This is a genomic window from Pantoea sp. Ap-870, from assembly GCF_011752515.1.
Taxonomy (GTDB): domain Bacteria; phylum Pseudomonadota; class Gammaproteobacteria; order Enterobacterales; family Enterobacteriaceae; genus Pantoea; species Pantoea dispersa.
In genome coordinates, this window is sequence record NZ_VWXG01000007.1 from 133453 (window position 1) to 155675 (window position 22223).

Below are 22223 nucleotides of genomic sequence, written 5' to 3' on the forward strand. Positions count from 1 at the left end.
AGAAATCGCGCCATCATGATTTATTGCGGATGCGATTTCTGCTTTATCCCGTCGCACAAACCGTAGCGGCGCGATTCATCGCGCAATTTCAATTACCGCACCGTGGCGGAATGCGCAATAAATTGCGCCGCTACCATCCGTGCGGTTATCAGCGGCATCACATGGAAGGGATATCTGCACGAGAAATCGCGCCATCATGATTTATTGCGGATGCGATTTCTGCACTGTCCAGTCGCACAAACCGTAGCGGCGCGATTTATCGCGCATTTCAATTACCGCACCGCGCCATCACGACGCCTGCAAATAATGCACTACCGACTGGTTCAGCGTATCCAGCTTCTCTTCCAGCAGCAGAAGCCCTTCGCGGATGACCTCCTGATCTTCAGCGCTTTGGCAGGCGCGCTCGATCTGCCCGCACAGATCATCGATCTCGACAGCGTAAATGATCTGCGCCGATCCGCCCAGCCGGTGCAGCGATGAAGCCAGCGCCGGCCAGTCCTGCGCATCAAAATGGCGCCAGCACTGCTGCATATCGTTGCGGCTCTCCTCGCCGACCTTCTCCAGCATCTTCGCCACCATCGCATCGTCGTGATACACCATGGCGCGCAGCGATTCGAGCGACAGCAGCGAATCCAGCGCCGGCACTTCGGCGGCTGGCTCGTTGCTGCTCAGCAGCTCGGCCAGCTTGTCAATTTTCAGCGGCTTAAACAGGCAGGCGTTCATGCCCGCTTCCAGACAGCGCACGCGCACGTCCGACTGCGCATTGGCCGTCAGACCAAAAATTTTCACCGCGTTGCCACTGCGGCGCAGGGTCTGCGTCAGTTCGATGCCGCTCATGCCTGGCATATTGCAGTCGGTGATAATCAGATCGAACGACTGATGCGCCAGCAGCGCCAGCGCCTCTTCGCCGCTGCTGGCTTCGCTGATCTGCTGGCCCAGCTCGCTGAGCTGGCTTCGCAGCAGCAGGCGGTTGGCCGGATGGTCGTCGACCACCAGAATATTCAGCTGCGGCAGCGCACGGCTGCGCGCCACGCGGGTTTTCTCCAGCAGCTTGCGCGCCCGGCGTGCCGGCATCATCACGTTAAGCTGAATCAGCGTGCCGCGTCCCGGCTGGCTGTTGAGGTTCATGGTGCCCTGCATCTTCTCCAGCAGCTGGGCGCTAATCACCAGACCAAGACCGGTGCCGGTCTGCTTGCGCCCCTCTTCGGTCTGAGCAAACGGCTGAAACAGTTTGGCCTGGTCGACAGCGCTGATGCCCACGCCGCTGTCTTCGATCTCAATTTCCAGCTCCAGCGAACCGTCTTCCCACTCATGGCCGATCACCCGCACTTCCACGCCGCCTTCGTGGGTAAACTTGATGGCGTTATTGATGTAATTGGCGATCACCTGGCGGAAGCGCGCAGCATCGATAAACACTTCCAGCCCCGGCGGCGTGTCGCTGTGGTAGTGCAGCGTCAGATTTTTGCCGCTGGCCATGCCGTCAAACAACCGCACCACCGGCAGCACCAGCTGCTCGGTGCTGACCCACTCCGGCATCAGCTCCAGCTGACCGCTCTCAATCTTGGCCATGTCGAGGATATCGCCAATCAGCCCCAGCAGCGTGTTGGCCGACTCGTAGGCGATCTGAATGGCTTCGTTATCGCGCTGTTTGCGCCCTTCCAGCTCCAGCAGGCCGATGATGGCGCTGATCGGCGTGCGGATCTCATGGCTCATGGTGGCGAGGAACGAACTCTTGGCACGGTTGGCTTCATCCGCCACCTTTTTCTCCGCCTGCAGCGCCAGCATCAGCAGTTCGTAGGCGGTAACATCCTGCCAGCCGCAGATCAGCCCGGTAATATTGCCCTGCGCATCGCGCTGCTCCTGCGCCCAGTGGTGCACCATGCGCGCTTCGCTGCCGTTTTCGATCTCAATTTCCAGATCCTGGGCGGTATCGCCCCACAGACTGTTATGCGCCAGCGCCACCAGTTCCGGATCGTTGACCGCTTCCGGGCTCATCAGCGGATAGAGTTTGCTGATGAGCGGCGACAGCGGATGGCGCTGATCGTAAAGCGAAAAACTCAGGCGCTGCGCGTCGACGCCGGCAAAAAAGCGCTGAAACGCACCGTTAGCACTGACCACGTTCCAGTTGCGATCCAGCACGTAGACCGGCGTTGGCAGGCCATTCAGCAGCGCATCACGAAAGCGCAGTTCAGCCTGCAGGTCAGCTTCTGCGCGACGGCGATGCTTCACCTCTTTGCCGCGATAGTTAACCCACGCCAGACAGGCGATCAGCAGCAGCGCGGTCAGCAGAGTGATGGCGTAAAACTGCGCGCGGTACAGCTGCCAGGTGGTGCGCGTGGTCTGCGGTGTGCCCTGCCAGCGGCTGGCAATCAGCGAGATTTCGCTCGGCTGAATGTCGGCCAGCGCTTTATCAATAATGCTCAGCAGCTCCGGCTGATCGCGGCTGACGGCAAAGCTCAGCTCCACCGGCGGCAGCGCCTGACGCGACACGATCTTCAGCGGTTGCTGCGCGTAGCGCGCCAGTAACGTGTTCACGCTCAGCTGGTTATCGATCAGCCCGGCGACCTTGCCCTCCTGCAACAGTTGCAGCGCCAGGCTGGCGTTATCCACTTCAGACAGCTGCAGCGTGGGGAAACGATCCAGCAGCGCCTGACGCGCCGGATTGCCTTTGACGATACTGAGCTTCATGCCGGGATAGAGCGCCTGCGGCGCATCAGGCTGGTCCGGCACCAGCAGCACCAGCGGCACCTTCAGGTAAGGCCGGGTAAAGCGCACTGCCTCCTGATGGCCGCCATCCTGCGCCATCGCTGCCAGCATCGCTACCTGATGCTGCTCCAGCTGCTGTACGCCGTCACGCCACGAATACGCCGGCACCGGGGTGAAAAACAACCCGGTGCGCAGCTGGATCAGATGCAGCAGATCGGCGCTGATACCCTGAAATTCGCCCTGCTCATCCAGCAGCGCCAGCGGTGCAGAGAACGGATTGAACGCCACTTTCACCTGCATATGCTGCTGCAGCCACTGCTGCTCGCGCGGCGTCAGGCTGAGCGGATCCTGCAAACGCCAGACGTCCGGCCGCTGCGTCCACTGCCGCGAAATTAGCCGATGCTGTTCGCCGGGAATAGCCGCGATGGCGGCATTCAGCGCTTGCAACAGCGGCTGATTATCGGCTTTCACTACCAGACGGCTGCCGTACAGTGCGTCTTCCGGCAAAATCGCTGCCAGCGCCAGCTGATTGACATAGCTGCGTTCAATCAGAAATGCTGCCGCCAGCAGGCTACCGAGCGCATAGTCCGCTTCGCCACTGGCCACTGCCGCCAGCGCCGCCTGGCTGGAGGGATAACGCACGATGGTGGCGTCAGGGAAATGCTGTTTGATTTGTGCATCGGTCAAAAAGCCTTCGCGCATGGCGAGGCGCAGCGGTGCATCGTAGGGCACCGGCTGTGAGGCCTGCTTCTCCGCGGCGATCACCACCGGACGATTGATGAGAAAACTGTCTGTTGCCCTGAAGGCCGCCGCATCGTGCAGTTCGCGCCCCGGTGAGCTAAACAAGGCGTCCGCCGCGCCGCTTTTCACCGCCGCCTGCGCCGCCGCCTGGCTGGGATAACGCACCATCACCGCCTGCACGCCAAGATTACGCGCCAGCAGTTGCAGATAATCGGCGTAGATCCCTTCCACGCTGTTGCCGCTGCCCGCTTCCTCCTGAAAGATCAGATAAGGCGGCAGCTCCGGTGCCCACACCGCGATGCGCAGCTCATGTTTAATGCGCAGCCAGCGCCACTCGTCACCGCTCAACTCAATATGCATCGGTGCCAGCTTTTCACGGCTGAACAACTGAAATATTTCGGGCTGCGGCTGGGCGGCCAGTAGCGGGCTCAACAGCAGCAGAAGCAGAGTGACCAGGCGCAGCATCGCTACTCCATATGATTACGATTGGCGAAGGCAAAGAGATCGCGCAGGCTTTTGCAGTGCAATTTCTCCAGCAAACGGCCTTTGTAAGTTGAAACGGTTTTATTGCTGAGATTCATGCGGTTAGCAATGCGCATGTTATCCAGCCCCTTCAACAGATAAGTGAACACCTGAAATTCCTGCGGTGACAGCGATTCCAGCAGCCGGATATCGGGATGAGTGCTGCTCTGTTCCGGTGGTGCATTAATACCGGCTAACGGAAAGTAGCCATAACCATTTTGTGCCGCCCGAATTGCGGTGATGATTTCCGGCAAATTGTCTTTTTTACTGATAAAACCATTTGCGCCACAGCGAATACTCTGTATTGCATAGAAACTCTGATTCTTACCTGAGACGATAATAATAATACCCGGAAAACTCCTGGCGCGCAGAGTTTTTACGACTTCAATACCATTTATCGAGTGAATATCAATATCCATTACGACGATTTCCGGGTAATGCTGATCAACCAGCTCGAGTGCTTCGCGACCATCATCAGTTTCGGCAATTAAGGTATGCCCTTCTTTTTCAAGTAAAAAAGTTACAGCCATACGCGCCATGGGATGATCGTCGACGACGATAAAGTTCGCCATGATTCATTTCCTGTCAGTAGCCAAATATAAACTTCCTCTATCCAACTATTAGACTAATAAATTCAACAAATAATCAATAATAATCAAATAACAAAACGTAGGCCATGTCCTACACGACACCGATGAACAATCCCATATCTTTGTAAGAACATTAATCGTATGATCTTCATGTCGCAATTAATCACCCTGTAAACAATTTCACAAACCGTCATAAAATAAGAGCACAAAAATGGGAATGGATATTCTGTTCAACACTGGTGACGATAATAAACCCAAAAAAATCATTATTGCGCTAAGCTGCAATTTTGCGCAGACCGGTTTACAAGAGCTTTGCCGTTCACTCCCGGGATGTGAAGTGCAAACGATACTGGGTGCGCCAGAAGCGATATCAGATGAGCTCATGTTTAGTTATGCCGATTTAGTGATTACCGACCTGCCTCGTGATGCGGCAGGTCTGGCAGAGTTACTTCTCATTCCTGAATGGTTCAAAGGCAGCACGTTGATTTTATTGGATGAAGAAGCTAAGGCGATGCGTCGCACACTCCTGGATGCAGACTTCAGTGATGTGGTAATGAAAAAAGAAAAATTAACGACGCTGCATCAGGTAATACATAATCTGCTGCAAGCTAACCCTGAGTCTATTGAAGAACAGTTAATCGGGAAAAACGCACTCATACGTGAAAAACGCGTTATTTGTGCTTTATTACGCGGAGTGAAACCGTCGTTGATTGCACGGGAAATGGGACTGCACCCACGTGAAATCAGTCGTAGCAAAATTAATTGCCTGGCAAGAAGCGGTTTTTCATCGCTTAATGCCATGCTGGCGTGCGCATCAAGGACATCACAATGATGTCACTTTTAGTTAATAAAATTTTCTTGCGTTAACAGCGCTCGATTTTTGACACGGAGGGAATAATCCGATAACAACAAAATGCTAACTTTAACAGCGCGACAAAATTTTGTTGTAGCAGCATCCTTTCAGGCTTTAATTTCCCCTGCCATGGCGTGTCCAAAACAAATCAGACGTTAAATACAACCTATCCATACATCGCCTGTCTGGTCGAAAAGGAAAAATTTCCCGGCTGCAGGGCTAATCACCAGCCTTAGCTTACACCTTTGCGGCTGCAGTTCCCCCAGCGCCAGCGTGCGCGCGTCATTGAAATCCGTCACCAGCGCCGGAAAATGCGCCATGCCGTTAATCTGCGCCCGGTACTCGCGCATCATGCCGCGTCGCAGGTGCTGCACATCGTTAGTGAGCCAGCGCGGCAGGCTGTTCGCCAGCTGATGCGCTGCCACCGGCCCGCCGGTATAAGCCAGCAAACGCACGCGCGCCTGGCGCGGCGGCTGAATAAAGTGGTGAATGAACCAATCCATGTATGCGTCTTTCATCCCTGCGCTTCCCCTGTGCTGACCGGCTGGCCTCAGGCTATTTTAAGGACTGGCAGGTTTAAGGTTAATGAGACCAGGCCTACGCGCCGGTCAGTGCAGTCTGACAAATGGGGGAGATTCTTAGTCGTTTGGGTTTGGGTTTGGGTTTGGGTTTGGGTTTGGGTTTGCCCTCACCCCGGCCCTCTCCCACAAGCGGGAGAGGGAGCGGTCCGCTGCGGGCGGGGAAGGCAGTGCGTAACTGGGGAAAATAAGGGGCATGAAGCGGGGGCAAGTGTGAAAAGCTCGCAGGCAAAGGCTGAAGATGACCGATTACACCCTGGCGCGCCAGCCAGTTCCTTCTTCCCCTACCAGCACCGCCCAGTTCCCTCTTCCCAACCGGCACTGGTCAGTTCCCTCTCCCGCTTGCGGGAGAGGGTTAGGGTGAGGGAAAGATCACTCTGATTTCAAACGATTAAACCGCCTGCGCGCACGCCCATGCCGAGCTCCACGCCCACTGGAAATTGTAGCCACCCAGCCAGCCCGTCACGTCCACCACTTCGCCAATGAAATAGAGCCCCGGCACATCACGTGCTTCCATGGTCTTTGACGACAGCTGCGTGGTATCCACGCCGCCCAGCGTCACTTCGGCGGTGCGATAGCCTTCGGTGCCGTTTGGCTGCACGCGCCACTGGTGCAGCGTGGTGACCAGCTCGCTCTGCTGCTTGCTGTTGAGCTGCTTCAGCGTCACGTCCGGAATCTGCTGCAGCTCCTGCAGCACTTCCACCAGCCGCTTTGGCAGAATCTTCGCCAGGCTATTTTTCAGGCTGAGGTTGGGATGCGCCGCGCGCTGCACGTCGATAAAATCGTCCAGCGCGGTCTCCGGCGACAGATTGACGGTGACAAACTCGCCCGGCTGCCAGTAGCTGGAGATCTGCAGCACCGCCGGACCGGACAGGCCGCGGTGGGTAAACAGCATCGCCTCTTTAAACAGCGTGCCGTCCTGAGCGGTGATGGTGGTCGGCAGCGCCACGCCGGAAAGCGTGTTCAGCTGCTCCAGCAGCGGCTTATGCAGCGTAAATGGCACCAGCGCGGCGCGCGTCGGATGAACGCGCAGGCCAAACTGTTCCGCCACCTTATAACCGAAAGGCGTTGCTCCCAGTCCCGGCATCGACAGACCACCGCTGGCGATCACCAGCTTGTCCGCGCGAACCGCCGAGCCATTCAGCTGCAGCGTATAACCGTCGTCGTCGCGCGCCACGTTCAGCACTTCGCTGCGCAGCCGCAGCGTCACCTGGCCGGCTTCACACTCCTTCAGCAGCAGATCAACAATCTGCTGCGCCGAATCATCGCAGAACAGCTGGCCAAGAGTTTTCTCGTGCCAGGCGATGCCGTGACGATTAACCAGATCGATGAAATCCCACTGGGTGTAGCGCGCCAGCGCCGATTTGCAGAAGTGCGGATTATGCGACAGATACGCCGCCGGTTCGGTGTAGAGATTGGTGAAGTTGCAGCGGCCGCCGCCGGACATCAGGATTTTGCGCCCCGCTTTCTTGCCGTTATCCAGCAGCAGCACGCGACGGCCTAATTGCCCGGCCTGCGCCGCGCAGAACATGCCGGCCGCGCCTGCACCAATGATGATAACGTCAAACTTTTCCACTGCCTTAACCCACCTGATTGAAAGGCGCTGATTGTAGAGATCTGCGGCTTTTCGCGCCAGCGACAAAAAATTGCCGTAAATGTGTCATATTGTAACTTGCTCATTTTGCGGTCTTTTTGCCTTTAATTACCTGCCGGATGACAAATTTAAGACAAAAAAGAGCTATATTTTTCTTTCCCATAGCGCACGTTGTCGCAGATAATGCGCCGCGTTCATGTCCTCCAAAATGGCGTAACGTTTATGCTACATCTGTTTGCTGGTCTTGACCTAAGCACCGGCCTGTTATTGGTTCTTGCTCTGCTGTTTGTGTTGTTTTACGAAGCAATCAACGGCTTTCACGACACTGCCAACGCGGTCGCTACAGTCATTTACACCCGTGCGATGCGGGCGCAACTGGCGGTTGTGATGGCCGGTGTGTTCAACTTCTTAGGTGTGCTGCTCGGCGGTTTGAGCGTGGCTTATGCCATCGTGCATATGCTGCCAACCGATTTGCTGTTGAATGTCGGTTCGGCGCATGGGCTCGCCATGGTGTTCTCCATGCTGCTGGCGGCGATTATCTGGAACCTCGGTACCTGGTATCTCGGCTTACCGGCGTCCAGTTCGCACACGCTGATCGGCGCCATCATCGGTATTGGTCTCACCAATGCGCTGATGACCGGCACGTCGGTGGTGGATGCGCTGAACCTGCCGAAAGTCATCAATATTTTCCTCTCCCTGATTCTGTCGCCGATTGTTGGTCTGATCATTGCGGGTGGCCTGATTTTCCTGCTGCGTCGCTACTGGAGCAGCACCAAAAAACGGGCTCGCATCCACATGACGCCTGCTGACCGCGAGAAGATCGACGGCAAGAAAAAGCCGCCGTTCTGGACGCGTATCGCGCTGATTGTCTCCGCCATTGGCGTGAGCTATTCGCACGGTGCCAACGACGGTCAGAAAGGCATCGGCCTGATCATGCTGGTGCTGATTGGCGTCGCGCCGGCGGGCTTTGTGGTGAATATGAATGCCTCCGGTTATGACATCACCCGTACGCGCGACGCGGTGAACCATCTGGAACAGTATTACCAGCAGCACGGCCAGTCGCTGACGCACATCGTGCAGATGGCGCCACCGGCAGTGCCGACGCCGGAAGAGTCGCTCGGCGGCCCGCAGGAGTTCCATTGTGATAGCTCCCGTGCGCTTGATGCGATTAACCGTGCGCAGGGTCTGCTGGGTAATCTGCAGAGCTACAGCGATCTCACACCTGACCAGCGCGGTCAGATGCGTCGTCTGCTGCTGTGCATCTCCGACACCGCGGACAAAGCCGCTAAGCTGCCGGAGACCAGCGCCGACGATAAGCGCTTCCTCAATAAGCTGAAAGGCGATCTGCTTGGTACCATCGAGTATGCGCCGGTATGGATTATCGTGGCGGTCGCGCTGGCGCTCGGCATCGGTACCATGATTGGCTGGCGCCGCGTGGCGACCACTATCGGCGAGAAGATCGGTAAAAAAGGCATGACGTATGCGCAGGGCATGTCGGCCCAGGTAACGGCGGCGGTGTCGATTGGTATCGCCAGCTACACCGGGATGCCGGTTTCGACCACGCACATTCTGTCATCGTCGGTTGCCGGTACTATGCTGGTAGATGGCGGTGGGCTGCAAAGCCGCACCATCAAAAATATCGCGATGGCCTGGGTATTCACCCTGCCAGTGTGTATTTTGCTGTCTGGCTCGCTGTACTGGATTGCGCTGAAGCTGATTTAACGCTTCAGCGTTGCAGGGTTCTGTCGTGGTGCGTTGCGAATACAACACAGCGCGCCGCGACAGAACCCGCTCCCCTTCTCAGTGCCAAATCGCTAAGGCGATCAGGCTCACCACCACCAGAAAACACAGCCCGCTGGTCAGAACAAACTGACCGCGTACCCGCTCGCAGCGACGAATAAATTCATCGTCGTGATGATCGCGATAGCGTTTCTCCCAGATATAGCGCACCAGTCGCACCTGCTTGCTCGGCTGACCGTGGGACGTAAAGAAACCGGCACCATCAACATACTGATACAGCAACGGATCGCACCCGCGCAGCACCGCCAGCAGTGAGCGCAACGATGAGAAGTAACGCGCCATATTCACCAGACAAACCACACACAGAGCCCAAAAAAGCGCGATAGTGCTGATCATGTTCCCCTCCCGGCTGGAGCCGCAATGACGTTACCTGCAGCGGGGAAAAGCTGCAGACGCCCCACGGGAAATAAGCCAGCCACAGATGAATCGAATTGCATTGTTGTTATGCGGACCTGAGCGCGCTACCCGGACGGGAGTGGCCCTCATTTTCAGTGTAGGAGATCTGTTTAAATTTTTTCCAGCGATGATTTTCGTTCAGCGCGAGCGAAAAAAGCGATAACCCATGATCTGACTCACAGCCGGGCTTCGGTTTGCAGCATTTGCTACCCACTCTGGCTATACTCGGGATATAACAATTATTCACCTGCGTGGCTGACATTGTGGTTGGTGGCGCTTCATCGCCGTTACGCGCAAAGGATTACGCCAGCCGAACGGCAGAAATTCGGGTTGCCCCAGAATCTTGAGAAAGGAGTTTTATCATGGCTTATAAACACATCCTGATTGCAGTAGACCTTTCCCCGGAAAGCCAGTTGCTGGTTGATAAAGCGGTATCACTGGCCCGTCCTTATGATGCAAAAATCTCGCTGATTCACGTTGATGTGAACTATTCAGATCTCTACACCGGGCTGATTGACGTCAACCTCGGCGACATGCAGAAGCGAATTTCGGAAGAGACACATACCGCGCTGCGCGAGCTCTCCACCAACGCCGGTTACCCGATTAGCGAAACCCTGAGCGGCAGCGGCGATCTCGGCCAGGTGCTGGTGGACGCGATTAAAAAATACGATGTCGATTTGGTGGTGTGCGGCCATCATCAGGATTTCTGGAGCAAGCTGATGTCGTCAGCGCGCCAGCTGATCAATACCGTGCATATCGATATGCTGATTGTGCCGCTGCGCGACGAGGAAGAGGAATAACCAGTAAAAAAGCCCCTCGGACCGAGGGGCAAAAGACTGCAATAACAGAACAACTACAACATGGCTTAGGGAAATGAGTGACGCTTACGGCTGTTGGTTCAGCGCCAGCCGTACGACGACCCGGCGATTCGGCGCGTTACAGGCAATCTGTGCGGCGCGCGATCCTTCACAATACTCCACCACCGGTTCACTGCTGCCCGCGCTGCTGGCGCGGATCACCGTGGCCGGCAGGCCGCCGTCAATCAGCATCTGGCGTACCGTAGCAGCGCGCTGCTGGCCGAGCTGGCGGTTGGCGCTGGCGTTACCAATCGGGTCGGTGTGACCAATCACTTCGAGGCTTTTCAGCTCGGCGCGATCGCGCTGCAGCTCGGCAATCAGCGCACCGACCGCGCGGCGGCCGGCGGCGGAGATATCGCCAATGGACGATTTGCCAAAGTTAAACAGCACGTCACCGGCCAGCACGTAGTCTTTGTAGCTGCGCGGCGCCAGGTTGTCGCACTTCACGACCGATGACGCACGCGACAGCGCGTGGATCTGCTGCTGCGCCCCGTTGAGTTCCCGCTCCGCCTGCTGGCGGCTGACTACCTGCGGCTGGCCGGTAGTGACGTTGCCGAGGCGCACAAAGTAGGTGGTGCCGCCGGCAAAGTTGTCGCGCCACGCCTGGGCGCGCTTACCGCTGTAGCGCGGCGCGTCTTTCATGTAGTTATCCAGCGAGTAGCTGCCCGGTTTGAGGCAGAAGACGCTGAAACCGCCCGGCAGCAGCGCGGTCTGGAATTCGCCGTCGACATAGACGTGCGCCGCATCGTTGCCCGACTGCGCCAGTGTGCGGTAATAAACCACCTGAGTCTGCGATGCCGGTACGCCGCTTACCGGCTGATACAGTTCGCCGAACGGTTTTGCCGCCAGCGCGCTGTGGCTGAGGGTGACTGAACCGGCCAGCAGTGCGGCCAGCAGGGTAAGGCTGAAAGTTTTCATAACTCCTCCACGGGTGCCCAAAAGGGCACCCGATTAGTATTGATGGTTAACAGATTAAAAAAGCCACGGCTGATTAATGATTATCCAGTTCGACTTTTACCCCCTGCTGCACCAGCAATTCACCTTCCACTCCACTGTGACGATAAACGTCGTACACCTGACCGCCCTGGGTAATCGTGCCCGCCACCTGCAACCAGTCGCCGAGATCGGTGCCGTCTTTGAGAAGATCAGATAGGACAATTTCCTTATTTTCGGCATCATTAATGATTAACCGGGAATCCGTGTTTAAAGTTATGTCATCTTCAATAATTTTTATAAAATCAGAGAGATCGATGTTACCTAAGTTTTGTTGGATAATAAGTTCATTCTCATCGTTAGCGATTGGATGATCTTCTGACTCTTCCACTGCATAAGCGTCATCAACAACAGGGGCAATTTCATTATTTGAAATAGATGACGTATGAGTAGTTATATTTTTCCCCCAACTAAGGTCATCCAATCCTAAACTAGACGGATCTTTGCTTGTTAACGTAACTTCTCCAATGAACGTTCCTGCAGGAGCAACGTAATCAAAGTATACTTTCCCTCTGTAATCATACGATTGTATTCTTGTGTCTTTTATTAAATTTCCTTGAGTGTCATAAATTTTTATGATGGCGGGTGCAGAATCATAACCTGCAAAAGTTCCCCACCCCGACACAACAAAATGGACATCCGTTGTTGCGCCAAATTTTAAAGTCAATAAATCATCATTTACCTGTAAAGAATTGCTCGAAAAAGCGTTCCCCCCCCCACCTGCAGCAATGACTACTACGTCCCATTTCCTGGTAACAATCAGCCCATTGCCGAAGTCATGAGATTTTCCGTGCCTTCCAGCGGAAATGCTATTAAAGTTTTCAAAGCCTTGCGTAAGAATTACATCAGGTCCAATCTCAATCTCCCTGCTTACCGATTTTGCGGCATTACCCGCCTTATCTGCTGCCTGTACATAGAAACTGTGCGCACCATTACTTAACGCCGGTGACGGCGTAAAGGTCCACTTACCATCCGCCCCCGCCGTCACCGAGCCCAGTTTGGTACTACCATCATAAATGGTCACCACACTGTTGGCTTCCGCTTTGCCTGACAGGGTTGGCGTGGTGTCATCGGTTTTACCGCCGTTAGCCACGTTACCGGTTTTGCTGCCGGCGTTGTCATACACCGTATCGATGGTCGGGGTGCTGATGACCGTATCAACGGTAATATCCCACGCCACAGCCTCGCCGCTGCTGTTGCCGGCGCTATCGCTGGCTTTGGCGCTGATGTGGTGCAGTCCGTCCGACAAGTCACTGAGCGGGACGAAACTCCAGTTGCCGCTGCCATTGGCGCGGGTGCTGCCCACCGCTATACCATCAATATAAATCGTCACCAGGCTGTTAGCCTCGGCGGTGCCGTTGAGGGTCGGCCGCTTGTCGTCAGTGAAGCCATTTTTATCGATGTTGCCCTTAATGCTGCCGACATCATCTTCAATGGTGACAATGACCGGTGCGTTCGGTGCCACGGTGTCTACGGTAATGTTCCACGCCGCGGTCTGGCCGCTGGTGTTGCCCGCGGTATCGGTGGCGGTGGCGGTAATGCGGTGCAGGCCATCGGTCAGATCGCTGCCCGGGGTAAAGCTCCAGTTACCGCTGCCATCGGTGCGTACGGTACCGGCAGGCGTACCGTCGATGTATACGGTAACGGTGCTGTTGGCCTCGGCGGTGCCGCTGATGGTCGGCCGCTTATCATCGGTAATGCCGTTGTTCAGCACATCACCGGTGATGCTGCCGGCGTCATCGTAGACGCGTACAATCGCTGGCAGGTTCGGCGCCACGGTATCAACGGTTATCGCCCACGGCTGGGTTGGGTAGCTGGTGTTACCGGCCGCGTCGGTGGCAGTGACGGTGAACTCATAGCGTCCGTCAGCCAGATCGCTGCCCGGCGTAAAGCTCCAGTTGCCGCTGGCATCCGCTTTCACCGAGCCTACTGCAACTTCACCAATGTAAATGGTCACCAGGCTATTGGCCTCGGCGGTGCCATTCAGCGTTGGTCGCTTATCATCGGTCGTGCCGTCGCGCTGAATCGGGCCGGTCACGCTGCCAACGTTATCCATAATGCTGGTGAGCACTACCGGATTCGGTGCCTGGGTATCGACAATCACCGGCCAGACGTCAGACGGTGCCGAGCTGTTGCCCACCGGATCGGTCATCACCACGGTGAAGTTGTGCGTACCATCGTTAAGCGGCGTAGTCGGGGTAAAGCTCCAGCGCCCGTCGTTACCAACGGTGACCTCACCAATCGGCGTACCGTTATCGATGATGGTGACCTTATCATTTGGCGTACCGCGGCCAGACAGGGTTGGCGTGGTGTCATCGGTGTAGCCGCCTTTGCCAATTGGTCCCTGAACCGTGCCGACGTCGTCGCTGACGGAGTCAATCACGCCCTTGTTCGGCGCGGTGATGTCAATCAGCAGATCGAACTGGCTGGTTGGCTCACTTTCGCCGTGTGCTTCAGTGGTCGCCGTCACGGTCAGGGCGTGCGAACCTTCGCTGAGCGCTGTACCCGGCGTGAAGTTCCACTGGCCCTGCGCGTTAGCGCTTACCTGATCAATCAGCTTGCCGTTGTCATAAATTTTCACCAGCGCGTTCGGCGTCGCGGTGCCATACAGCGTTGGCGTGGTGTCATCGGTGGCCTGGCCGGAACTCAGATCGCCTTTGACACTGCCGGCGTTGTCTTCCACGCGAGTCAGCGCTACCACCACCGCAGAAGTATCGACGGTAAAGTCAATCGCCCCGCCAATTGGGCCCTGATTACCGGCGAGATCGACCGGCTGCGCGGTGAAGCTGTGCTTGCCATCTGTCAGCGGCGTGCCCGGGGTAAACGTCCAGTTACCGCTGTCATCGGCGACCGCTCTGCCCAACTCTTTGCCGTTGTCGCGCACAATTACTGTAGCGCCCGGCTCAGTTTTACCGCTAAAGGTCGGCGTGGCATCGTCGGTGGTCTCGCCGCTGCGAATCGGCCCCTGTACCTGGCCGACATCATCCGTCAGTACCGGATTGATGATGTTGCCTGGCGCCGTGGTATCCACTTCAATCGGATAGACGCCGGTTTCCGGGCTGACGTTGCCGGCAGCATTGGTGGAAGTCGCGCTGATGTTATGCACGCCGTCACGCAGATCGCTGGCTGGCGTATAGCTCCAGTTACCGTTGGCGTCTGCCGTTACCGTGCCCAGCTTAATGCCGTCTGCATAAAGCGTAACGAGGCTGTTCGGCTGTGCGGTACCGTTAATGGTTGGTCGTGCATCGTCGGTGACGCTTCCCTTCTGCACCAGGCCCTGAATGTCTCCTACGTTATCCATTACGCTGGTAATCGCCGGCGCATTCGGCACACCGCCGCTGATCAGGCCAAACTCAAACTTGTCTGACGACTCGCTGACGTTACCAGCGGCATCTACCGCTTCCGCTGTCAGCGCATGGGCACCGTTGGCCAGCGGTAACGGTGGCTCGAAGCTCCAGTTGCCTTTGCCGTCAGTGCGGGTTGAGCCTATCAGCACGCCATTGTCATAAATATTCACCAGACTGTCGGCTTCAGCGGTACCGCGTACCGTCGGTGTCGCATCATCAGTGGTGTCGCCTGCAGCGATTGGTCCACGGCGATCGCCCTGATCGTCATACACTTCAGTGATCGCTGGCTTATTCGGTGCCTGCGTATCCACATTCACTACATAAGGATCCGACGGCTTACTGCTGTTGCCCGCCGGGTCGGTGATCACGGTTTCAAATTTGTGCTCACCGTCGTTGAGCGGAGTTTCCGGCGTGAAGGTCCACTTGCCATTCTCGCCAATTACCGCGCTGCCGATGGTTTCACCGTTATCGATAATGGTTACCACGTCGCCCGGCTTACCGCCGCCAGTCAGCGTTGGCGTGGTATCGTCAGTCGCGCCGCCGTTGTCCACGGTGCCCTGCTCTGTACCCACGTCATCACGGACATCCTCAATACCCGCGTTGTTTGGCGCCGTGATATCAATAGTGATATCGAAGGCGGCTGTGGCCTCACTCTCGCCGTGTGCCGGCGTGGTGGCGGTCGCCGTCAGGCTGTGCGGCCCTTCGCTCAGCGCAACGCCAGGCGTAAAGCTCCAGCTGCCGTCTTTGGCTGCCACCGTGCTGCCAATCAGCTGGCCATTGTCGTAAATTTTCACCAGCGCGTTGCCGGTTGCGGTGCCTTTCAGGGTCGGCGTGGTGTCATCTGTCACCTGACCGGACGTGAGATTACCGGTAATGCTGCCCGCATCGTCATACACCTGAGTGATAGCAATCACCACTTTGGAGGTGTCTACGGTGAAGTCAATGGCGTCAGTTTCCGGCCCTTTGTTACCGGCCTTATCCACCGGCTGAACGGTAAAGCTGTGGTCGCCATCCGCCAGCGGCTGATCCGGCGTGAAGCTCCAGTTACCGTCTTTATCAGCTACCGCGCGACCCAGTTCATTACCGTTATCGCGCACGATTACCGTGGCGCCCGGCTCGGTTTTACCTTTAAAGGTGGGCGTCGCGTCATCGGTGATGTCGCCGCTGTTAATCGGACCCTGCACCAGGCCAACGTCGTCAATCAGCTGATTACCTTTGCTGGCTTCTGGCGCGGAGGTATCGATATCAATTGGATACGCCCCGGTTTCCGGACTGATATTACCGGCCGCGTTAGTGGCGGTAGCGGTGATGTTGCGCACACCATCCGCCAAATCGCTGTCCGGCGTAAATGACCAGTTCCCAGCGCCATCGGCCTGGGTGCTGCCCACAGCTTTGCCATCAACCAGCAGCGTAACGATGCTGCCCGGCTGGGCGGTACCGTTGATGGTCGGACGCGCGTCGTCGGTCAGACCGCCTTTCTGGATTGCACCCTGAATGTCACCTACGTTGTCCATCACGCCAGTGATAGCCGGTGCCGTTGGCTTACCGCCGGCTGCCAGCGAGAAGTCAAACTTCTCTGATGGCTCGCTAGCGTTGCCCGCCGCGTCGATCGCTTCCACGGTCAGCGAGTGTGCGCCGTTAACCAGCGGTTTGCCCGGTTCGAAGCGCCAGTTGCCCTGCCCGTCAGCGCGCACGCTACCGATCAGTTCACCGTTGTCATAAATCTTCACCAGGCTGTTGGCTTCCGCAGTGCCCTTCACGGTAGGAATGCTGTCATCGGTGGTATCACCGGATTTCAGCGCACCGGTGCGATCGCCCTGGTCATCAAACACTTCGGTAATCGCTGGCTTGTTCGGCGCCTGCGTATCAACAATCACAATGTACGGATCGGACGGCTGGCTGCTGTTGCCGGCCGGATCGGTGATCACGGTTTCAAATTTATGCTTGCCGTCGTTGAGCGGGGTTTCCGGCGTGAAGGTCCACTTGCCATTCTCGCCAATTACCGCGCTGCCGATGGTTTCACCGTTGTCGATAATGGTCACCACATCGCCCGGCACGCCTTCACCTACCAGCGTTGGCGTGGTGTCGTCAGTAATGCCACCGTTGTCGACCGGGCCCTGCACCGTGCCCACGTCATCCAGGACGTTATCAATACCGCCCACGACTGGCGGGGTCAGATCGATGGTGAGGTCAAAAGGTGACGACTCGGCGCTGGTTCCGGCGGCGTTTGTCGCCGTAGCCGTAAAGTGATGTTCACCTTCCGCCAGCGCAACATCTGGCGTAAAGCTCCACTCGCCTTTGTAGTTGGCTTTTGCGGAACCGATGAGCGTGCCGTTGTTATAGATGTGAATCAGCGCGTCTGGCGTCGCCGAACCGTTGAGGGTTGGCGTGGTGTCATCGCTGACCGCACCGCTGGTCAGGTTGCCCGTGACAGAACCCGCATCGTCATAAACGCTATTGATGGTCACCAGCACCGCAGAGGTATCGACAATGAAGTCAACTGGCTGGCTTTCCGTACCTTTATTACCGGCTTTATCAACTGGCTGCGCAGTGAAGCTGTGATCGCCATCCGCCAGCGGCTGGTCCGGCGTAAAGCGCCAGTTGCCGTCTTTACCGGCGACCGCGCTGCCAATCGGCTGGCCGTTGTCGCGGATAATAATGGTCGCACCCGGCTCGGTCACACCGCTGAAGGTTGGTTGCGCGTCATCCGTAGTATCGCCGCTATTAATCGGCCCCTGAATGTCGCCAACGTCATCCGTCAGCTGATTGTCGCTGCTGGCATCTGGCGCGGTGGTGTCAATCACAATCGGATAGAGGCCAGTTGACGGACTGATATTACCGGCCGCGTTGGTCGCGGTGGCACTCAGATTGCGCAGGCCTTCGGCCAGGTCACTATCCGGCGTGAATGACCATTTGCCTGCGGCATCGGTCAGGGCGGTCCCCAGCACTTTGCCATCGGCATACACGGTGACTACGCTGTCCGGCTGCGCGGTACCGTTAATGCCAGGACGGACATCATCGGTCACGCCGCCTTTTTCGATGGCGCCCTGCACATCTCCGACGTTGTCCACTACGCCAGTGATTGCCGGTGCGGTCGGCGCGCCACCGGCCTCCAGCATGAAGTCAAAGCTGTCGGACGGTTCGCTAACGTTACCGGCCGCATCGACCGCTTCCACAGTGAGTGAATGCGCGCCGTTCAGCAGCGGTCGGGTTGGCGTGAATTCCCATTGGCCTTCAGCATTCGTGACAGCTGAACCCACCAGCTGGCCATTGTCATACAGATTGACCAGGCTACCCGGCTCCGCTTCGCCGCGCACGGTCGGCTGGGCGTCATCCGTCACCTCACCCGGATTGAGTGCACCCTGCTTATCACCTTGATTATCATATACTTCTTTAATTACAGGTTTTTCTGGCGCCTGCGTATCCACGATAATGGTGTAATCGTCAGACGGTGAGGATTCATTACCTGCCGGATCTGTCACGATGATGCCGATATTGTGTTCGCCGTCTTCCAGCGGCTCTTCCGGGGTAAATTCCCACTTGCCATCGTCACCGATCACGGTGCTGCCGATTGGATTACCGTTGTCGATGATAGTCACTACGTCACCCGGTGTGCCGCCACCGCCGATGGTCGGCTGCGTGTCGTCGGTTGATTCGCCGTTTTCGATCGGCCCGGTTTCGTTACCGACATCGTCAATGATATCGCCGATTTCCGGTTTCGCGGGTGGGGTGGTATCCACGATGACAGTGTAAGGATCGGACGGTTCGCTGGTGTTACCCGCCGGATCGGTGATTACGGTTTCAAACTTGTGTTCACCGTCGTTGAGTGGCGTTTCTGGCGTGAATTCCCACTTGCCGTCATCACCGATGACGGTACTACCGATGGTTTCGCCGTTATCAATAATGGTCACCACGTCACCCGGCGTGCCGCCACCAACCAGCGTTGGCGTGCTGTCATCAGTCACCTCGCCGCTTTCGACGGGTCCCTGAACGCTACCTACGTCATCCTGCACCTCGTCAATGCCGTCGTTGCCCGGGGCAGTGATATCAATGATCAGATCAAACGGTGCGGTCGGTGCGCTGACGCCATTGGCTTCGGTCGTCGCCGTGGCGGTAAAGCTGTGTTCGCCTTCATTCAGCGGCTCCGCTGGTGTAAATGACCATTCGCCCTTGTAATTTGCCAGCGCGGAGCCAATCAGCTCACCGTTGTCATAAATATGGATCAGCGCACCTGGCGTCGCTGAACCATTGATGGTCGGCGTAGCATCGTTAGTCACGCCACCTTTTTGCACGTAGCCAGCTTCGCCTGCGTCGTCATAGACGTTGATAATCGTCACTTCAACACCAGAGGTATCGACGATGAAGTCGACTGGCGCGCTTTCTTCACCTTTGTTACCGGCGTTATCTACCGGTTGCGCAGAAAAGCTGTGATCGCCTTCGGCCAGCGGTTGTTCCGGGGTGAATGTCCAGTTACCGTCTTTGTCCGCGACAACGCGGCCAATTTCTTCACCGTTATCACGGATAATCACCACAGCGCCCGGCTCAGTTTTACCGTCAAAGGTAGGTGTGGCATCATCAGTGGTATCGCCACTGTTAATCGGGCCCTGAATCGCGCCGACATCATCAGTCAGGGTGTTGTCGCCGCTATTTTCTGGCGGGGTAGTGTCAATGATAATCGGATACACGCCGGTCTGCGGACTGATGTTGCCCGCCGCATCGGTAGCAGTAGCGGACAGCTGATGTTCACCTTCAGCCAGGTCCACTTCCGGTGTAAAGCGCCAGCGGCTGTTTTCATCAGCGGTGGTGGTGCCCAGCAGCACATCACCGTCATAAACGGAAACGATATAGCCTGGCTGCGCCGTGCCATGCACGGTTGGGCGGGTGTCATCGGTGACACCGTTTTTCGCGACGTTGCCCTGAATATCACCCACATCGTCCAGCACACCAATAATCGCCGGCGCGCTTGGCACACCACCGGTGATCAGGGTGAAATCAAAGCTGTCAGACGTTTCGCTGACGTTACCCGCCGCGTCAGTTGCTTCTGCCGTGAGAGAGTGTCCGCCATTGCTGAGCGGTTTGTTCGGAGTAAATTCCCAGTTGCCTGCGGCGTCTGCACGCGCGGAGCCAATCAGCACGCCATTGTCATACAGGTTAACAATGCTGCCAGCTTCAGCCTCGCCTTTTATGGTCGGGAGCGCATCATCGGTCGTATCGCCCGGCTGCAGTTCACCCTGCTGTTCACCCTGATTGTCGATAACCGCAACAATGCGCGGCTTATCCGGTGCCTGGGTATCGACAATAATGGTGTAATCATCTGAAGGTGCAGACTCGTTGCCGACCGGATCGGTGATGATGATACCGATGTTGTGCTCACCATCTTCCAGGGGTTGTTCCGGCGTAAACTCCCACTTGCCGTCATCACCCACGACAGTACTGCCAATCGGCTTGCCGTCATCAATAATGGTTACCACGTCGCCAGGCGTGCCGCCGCCGCCGATGGTAGGAGTCCTGTCGTCGGTGCTGCCGCCGTTGTCTACCGGTCCGACAATGCTACCCACGTTGTCAGTGACTTCACCAATGCCCGGATTTACCGGTGCCTGCGTATCAATAGTGATGATGTGAGGAGCAGAGGGCAGGCCGATATTACCGGCACGGTCGGCAGCTACCACGGTGAATGCGTGCTCACCATCAGCCAGTGCCGTTGCAGGGGTGAAGGTCCAGTTGCCGTTGGCATCAGTCAGTGCTTCACCGATTTTTTCACCGTTGTCGTAGATCGATACGGTACTGTACGGTTCCGCTTTGCCGGAAAGGGTCGGCGTATTGTCATCGGTGGCCTCGCCGTTGGCAATCAACCCGGTGAGCGAACCGTGATCGTCGAATACGCTGTCCAGCGTAGCCTGTGCTGGCGCTTTGAGATCGATAATTAGCTCAAACGGTTCGGAAGGCTGGCTGGTGTTACCCTTACCGTCGCGTTCAATCACCGTAAAGCTATGGTCGCCTTCAGCCAGCGCCGTGCCTGGCGTAAATGTCCAGTTACCGTCCTGATCGACAATGGCTTCACCAATTTTTGTGCCGTTATCCCAGATCTCAACAGTATTACCAGGATTGGTGCCGGTGCCGCTCAGAGTTGGCGTCGCGTCATCGGTATAGTCGCCGCTGGCCAGCGGTCCCTGAATGGCGCCCACGTTATCCGTCACCGCATCAATGGTTGCGCCTCGCGTGAATACCGGATCAGGCAGATTCCCGCCTTCACCCTCACCTGACTTACCGTGATCTTTTTTGTGATTGTGATAAATGATGCCTGCCGCTGCACCAATCGCGCTCAGTAAACCCAGACCCAACAGCATCGGGTTAATCAGACCATTTTCGGCAATCAGCAGATTATCCAGCCCCGGGACGGATTCTGACCCGAGCACCAGCGCCGAATAATCGCCATCAGCAAGCGCTGCAGCTTCGTGATCATCACGCGCATCAGAGGCGATGTATTCATGGAAAGCGTTATCTTCTGCTTTACCAACCAGCTGACCAGGGTAGACAAAAAAATCCTCAATGATGAGATCGGGTTTATCCAGATCGCCATCCTCCAGGATAACCCAGAGACTTTTGCCTACGCGCTTGACGGTGATGTTTTCAGGTGCAACACCCTTCTCACCTTCAGCAAGGATATATTTCCCATTGGCAATGGCTTTGATTTTTACTGGTTTTCCATTTTTACCGTTGCGAAGCACCTGCGCTTCGACAACCGTTTTTTTGTCTACAACGGCGACATTAACGGGGATGGCGTTCATAATTTATTTAGTCCATGTATTTTAATAGTCACGCTAAACAACCAGGTTAGCGTTGAGAAATTTCCCGGATGAGAGAGCACAATGAAAGCTCCATCCTTAACGCGGAAATAATATCAACAAGGACCGCACTTTCTTATTGAGACATGTCGCAAAACAAATCCAGATAAAAAATACAGATAATTAATTTTATCAATGACTTAAATAAATATTAAGATTAATCTCTCAGGGGAAAAATCTTATATAGCCGGATGTTTATCAGTAATTTCACCCTTAAAAACAAAAAACATAAAAATAGCAACACCGATATCAAAAAAAATAACGGAAATATACTTGATGGGTTAGCATAAGTCTGGAAGGAGTGAATTTCCGGGCGGAAGACAGTAAAGATATGAGTTTTAACCAGTTAACTTATGGCTATGCACAATCCACGTTATGCATCGTCATGATATGAAATTATA

Annotated in this window: 10 protein-coding genes; 3 read left to right on the plus strand and 7 right to left on the minus strand. The window is 56.2% G+C overall.

What is annotated here, in order from left to right; genetic code table 11:
- Positions 1-288: 288 nt before the first annotated feature.
- Both F3J41_RS17425 and F3J41_RS17430 read right to left on the minus strand, forming a co-directional pair.
- On the minus strand, positions 289-3912 hold the full coding sequence (locus F3J41_RS17425; protein ID WP_166711891.1) for a response regulator: 3624 nt from the start codon (positions 3910-3912) through the stop codon (positions 289-291).
- Positions 3913-3914: 2 nt separating this feature from the next.
- The gene (locus F3J41_RS17430; protein ID WP_166711893.1) at positions 3915-4541 is read right to left on the minus strand and encodes a response regulator; all 627 of its coding nucleotides are present in this window, start codon (positions 4539-4541) and stop codon (positions 3915-3917) included.
- Between the two features lie 229 nt (positions 4542-4770).
- On the opposite strand from F3J41_RS17430, the gene F3J41_RS17435 reads away from it, so the two are divergent.
- Positions 4771-5391, plus strand: a complete 621-nt coding sequence (locus F3J41_RS17435; protein ID WP_021312984.1) for a hypothetical protein — start codon at positions 4771-4773, stop codon at positions 5389-5391.
- A gap of 176 nt (positions 5392-5567) precedes the next feature.
- Here F3J41_RS17435 and F3J41_RS17440 read toward each other — a convergent pair whose 3' ends face one another.
- Both F3J41_RS17440 and F3J41_RS17445 read right to left on the minus strand, forming a co-directional pair.
- On the minus strand, positions 5568-5915 hold the full coding sequence (locus tag F3J41_RS17440; protein WP_136548270.1) for a hypothetical protein: 348 nt from the start codon (positions 5913-5915) through the stop codon (positions 5568-5570).
- A gap of 466 nt (positions 5916-6381) precedes the next feature.
- Positions 6382-7566 (minus strand): NAD(P)/FAD-dependent oxidoreductase, encoded by a 1185-nt coding sequence (locus F3J41_RS17445; protein ID WP_166711895.1) that lies wholly within the window; start codon positions 7564-7566, stop codon positions 6382-6384.
- A 240-nt stretch (positions 7567-7806) separates the two neighbouring features.
- Between F3J41_RS17445 and pitA the strand changes: the two genes are divergently transcribed.
- Positions 7807-9306: an inorganic phosphate transporter PitA gene (gene pitA / locus F3J41_RS17450; RefSeq protein WP_021508108.1), complete on the plus strand. Its 1500-nt coding sequence runs from the start codon at positions 7807-7809 to the stop codon at positions 9304-9306.
- Between the two features lie 78 nt (positions 9307-9384).
- Here pitA and uspB read toward each other — a convergent pair whose 3' ends face one another.
- Positions 9385-9720: a universal stress protein UspB gene (gene uspB, locus F3J41_RS17455; RefSeq protein ID WP_010618665.1), complete on the minus strand. Its 336-nt coding sequence runs from the start codon at positions 9718-9720 to the stop codon at positions 9385-9387.
- Between the two features lie 422 nt (positions 9721-10142).
- Here uspB and uspA point away from each other — a divergent pair, with 422 nt between their 5' ends.
- Positions 10143-10580 (plus strand): universal stress protein UspA, encoded by a 438-nt coding sequence (gene uspA, locus F3J41_RS17460; protein WP_021508107.1) that lies wholly within the window; start codon positions 10143-10145, stop codon positions 10578-10580.
- 84 nt (positions 10581-10664) lie between these two features.
- On the opposite strand, the gene F3J41_RS17465 is transcribed toward uspA, so the two are convergent.
- Both F3J41_RS17465 and F3J41_RS17470 read right to left on the minus strand, forming a co-directional pair.
- Entirely contained in the window at positions 10665-11555 is an 891-nt protein-coding gene (locus tag F3J41_RS17465; RefSeq protein WP_166711897.1) for an OmpA family protein, read from the minus strand.
- A gap of 73 nt (positions 11556-11628) precedes the next feature.
- Entirely contained in the window at positions 11629-21765 is a 10137-nt protein-coding gene (locus F3J41_RS17470; protein ID WP_166711899.1) for an Ig-like domain-containing protein, read from the minus strand.
- Between the last annotated feature and the right edge of the window lie 458 nt (positions 21766-22223).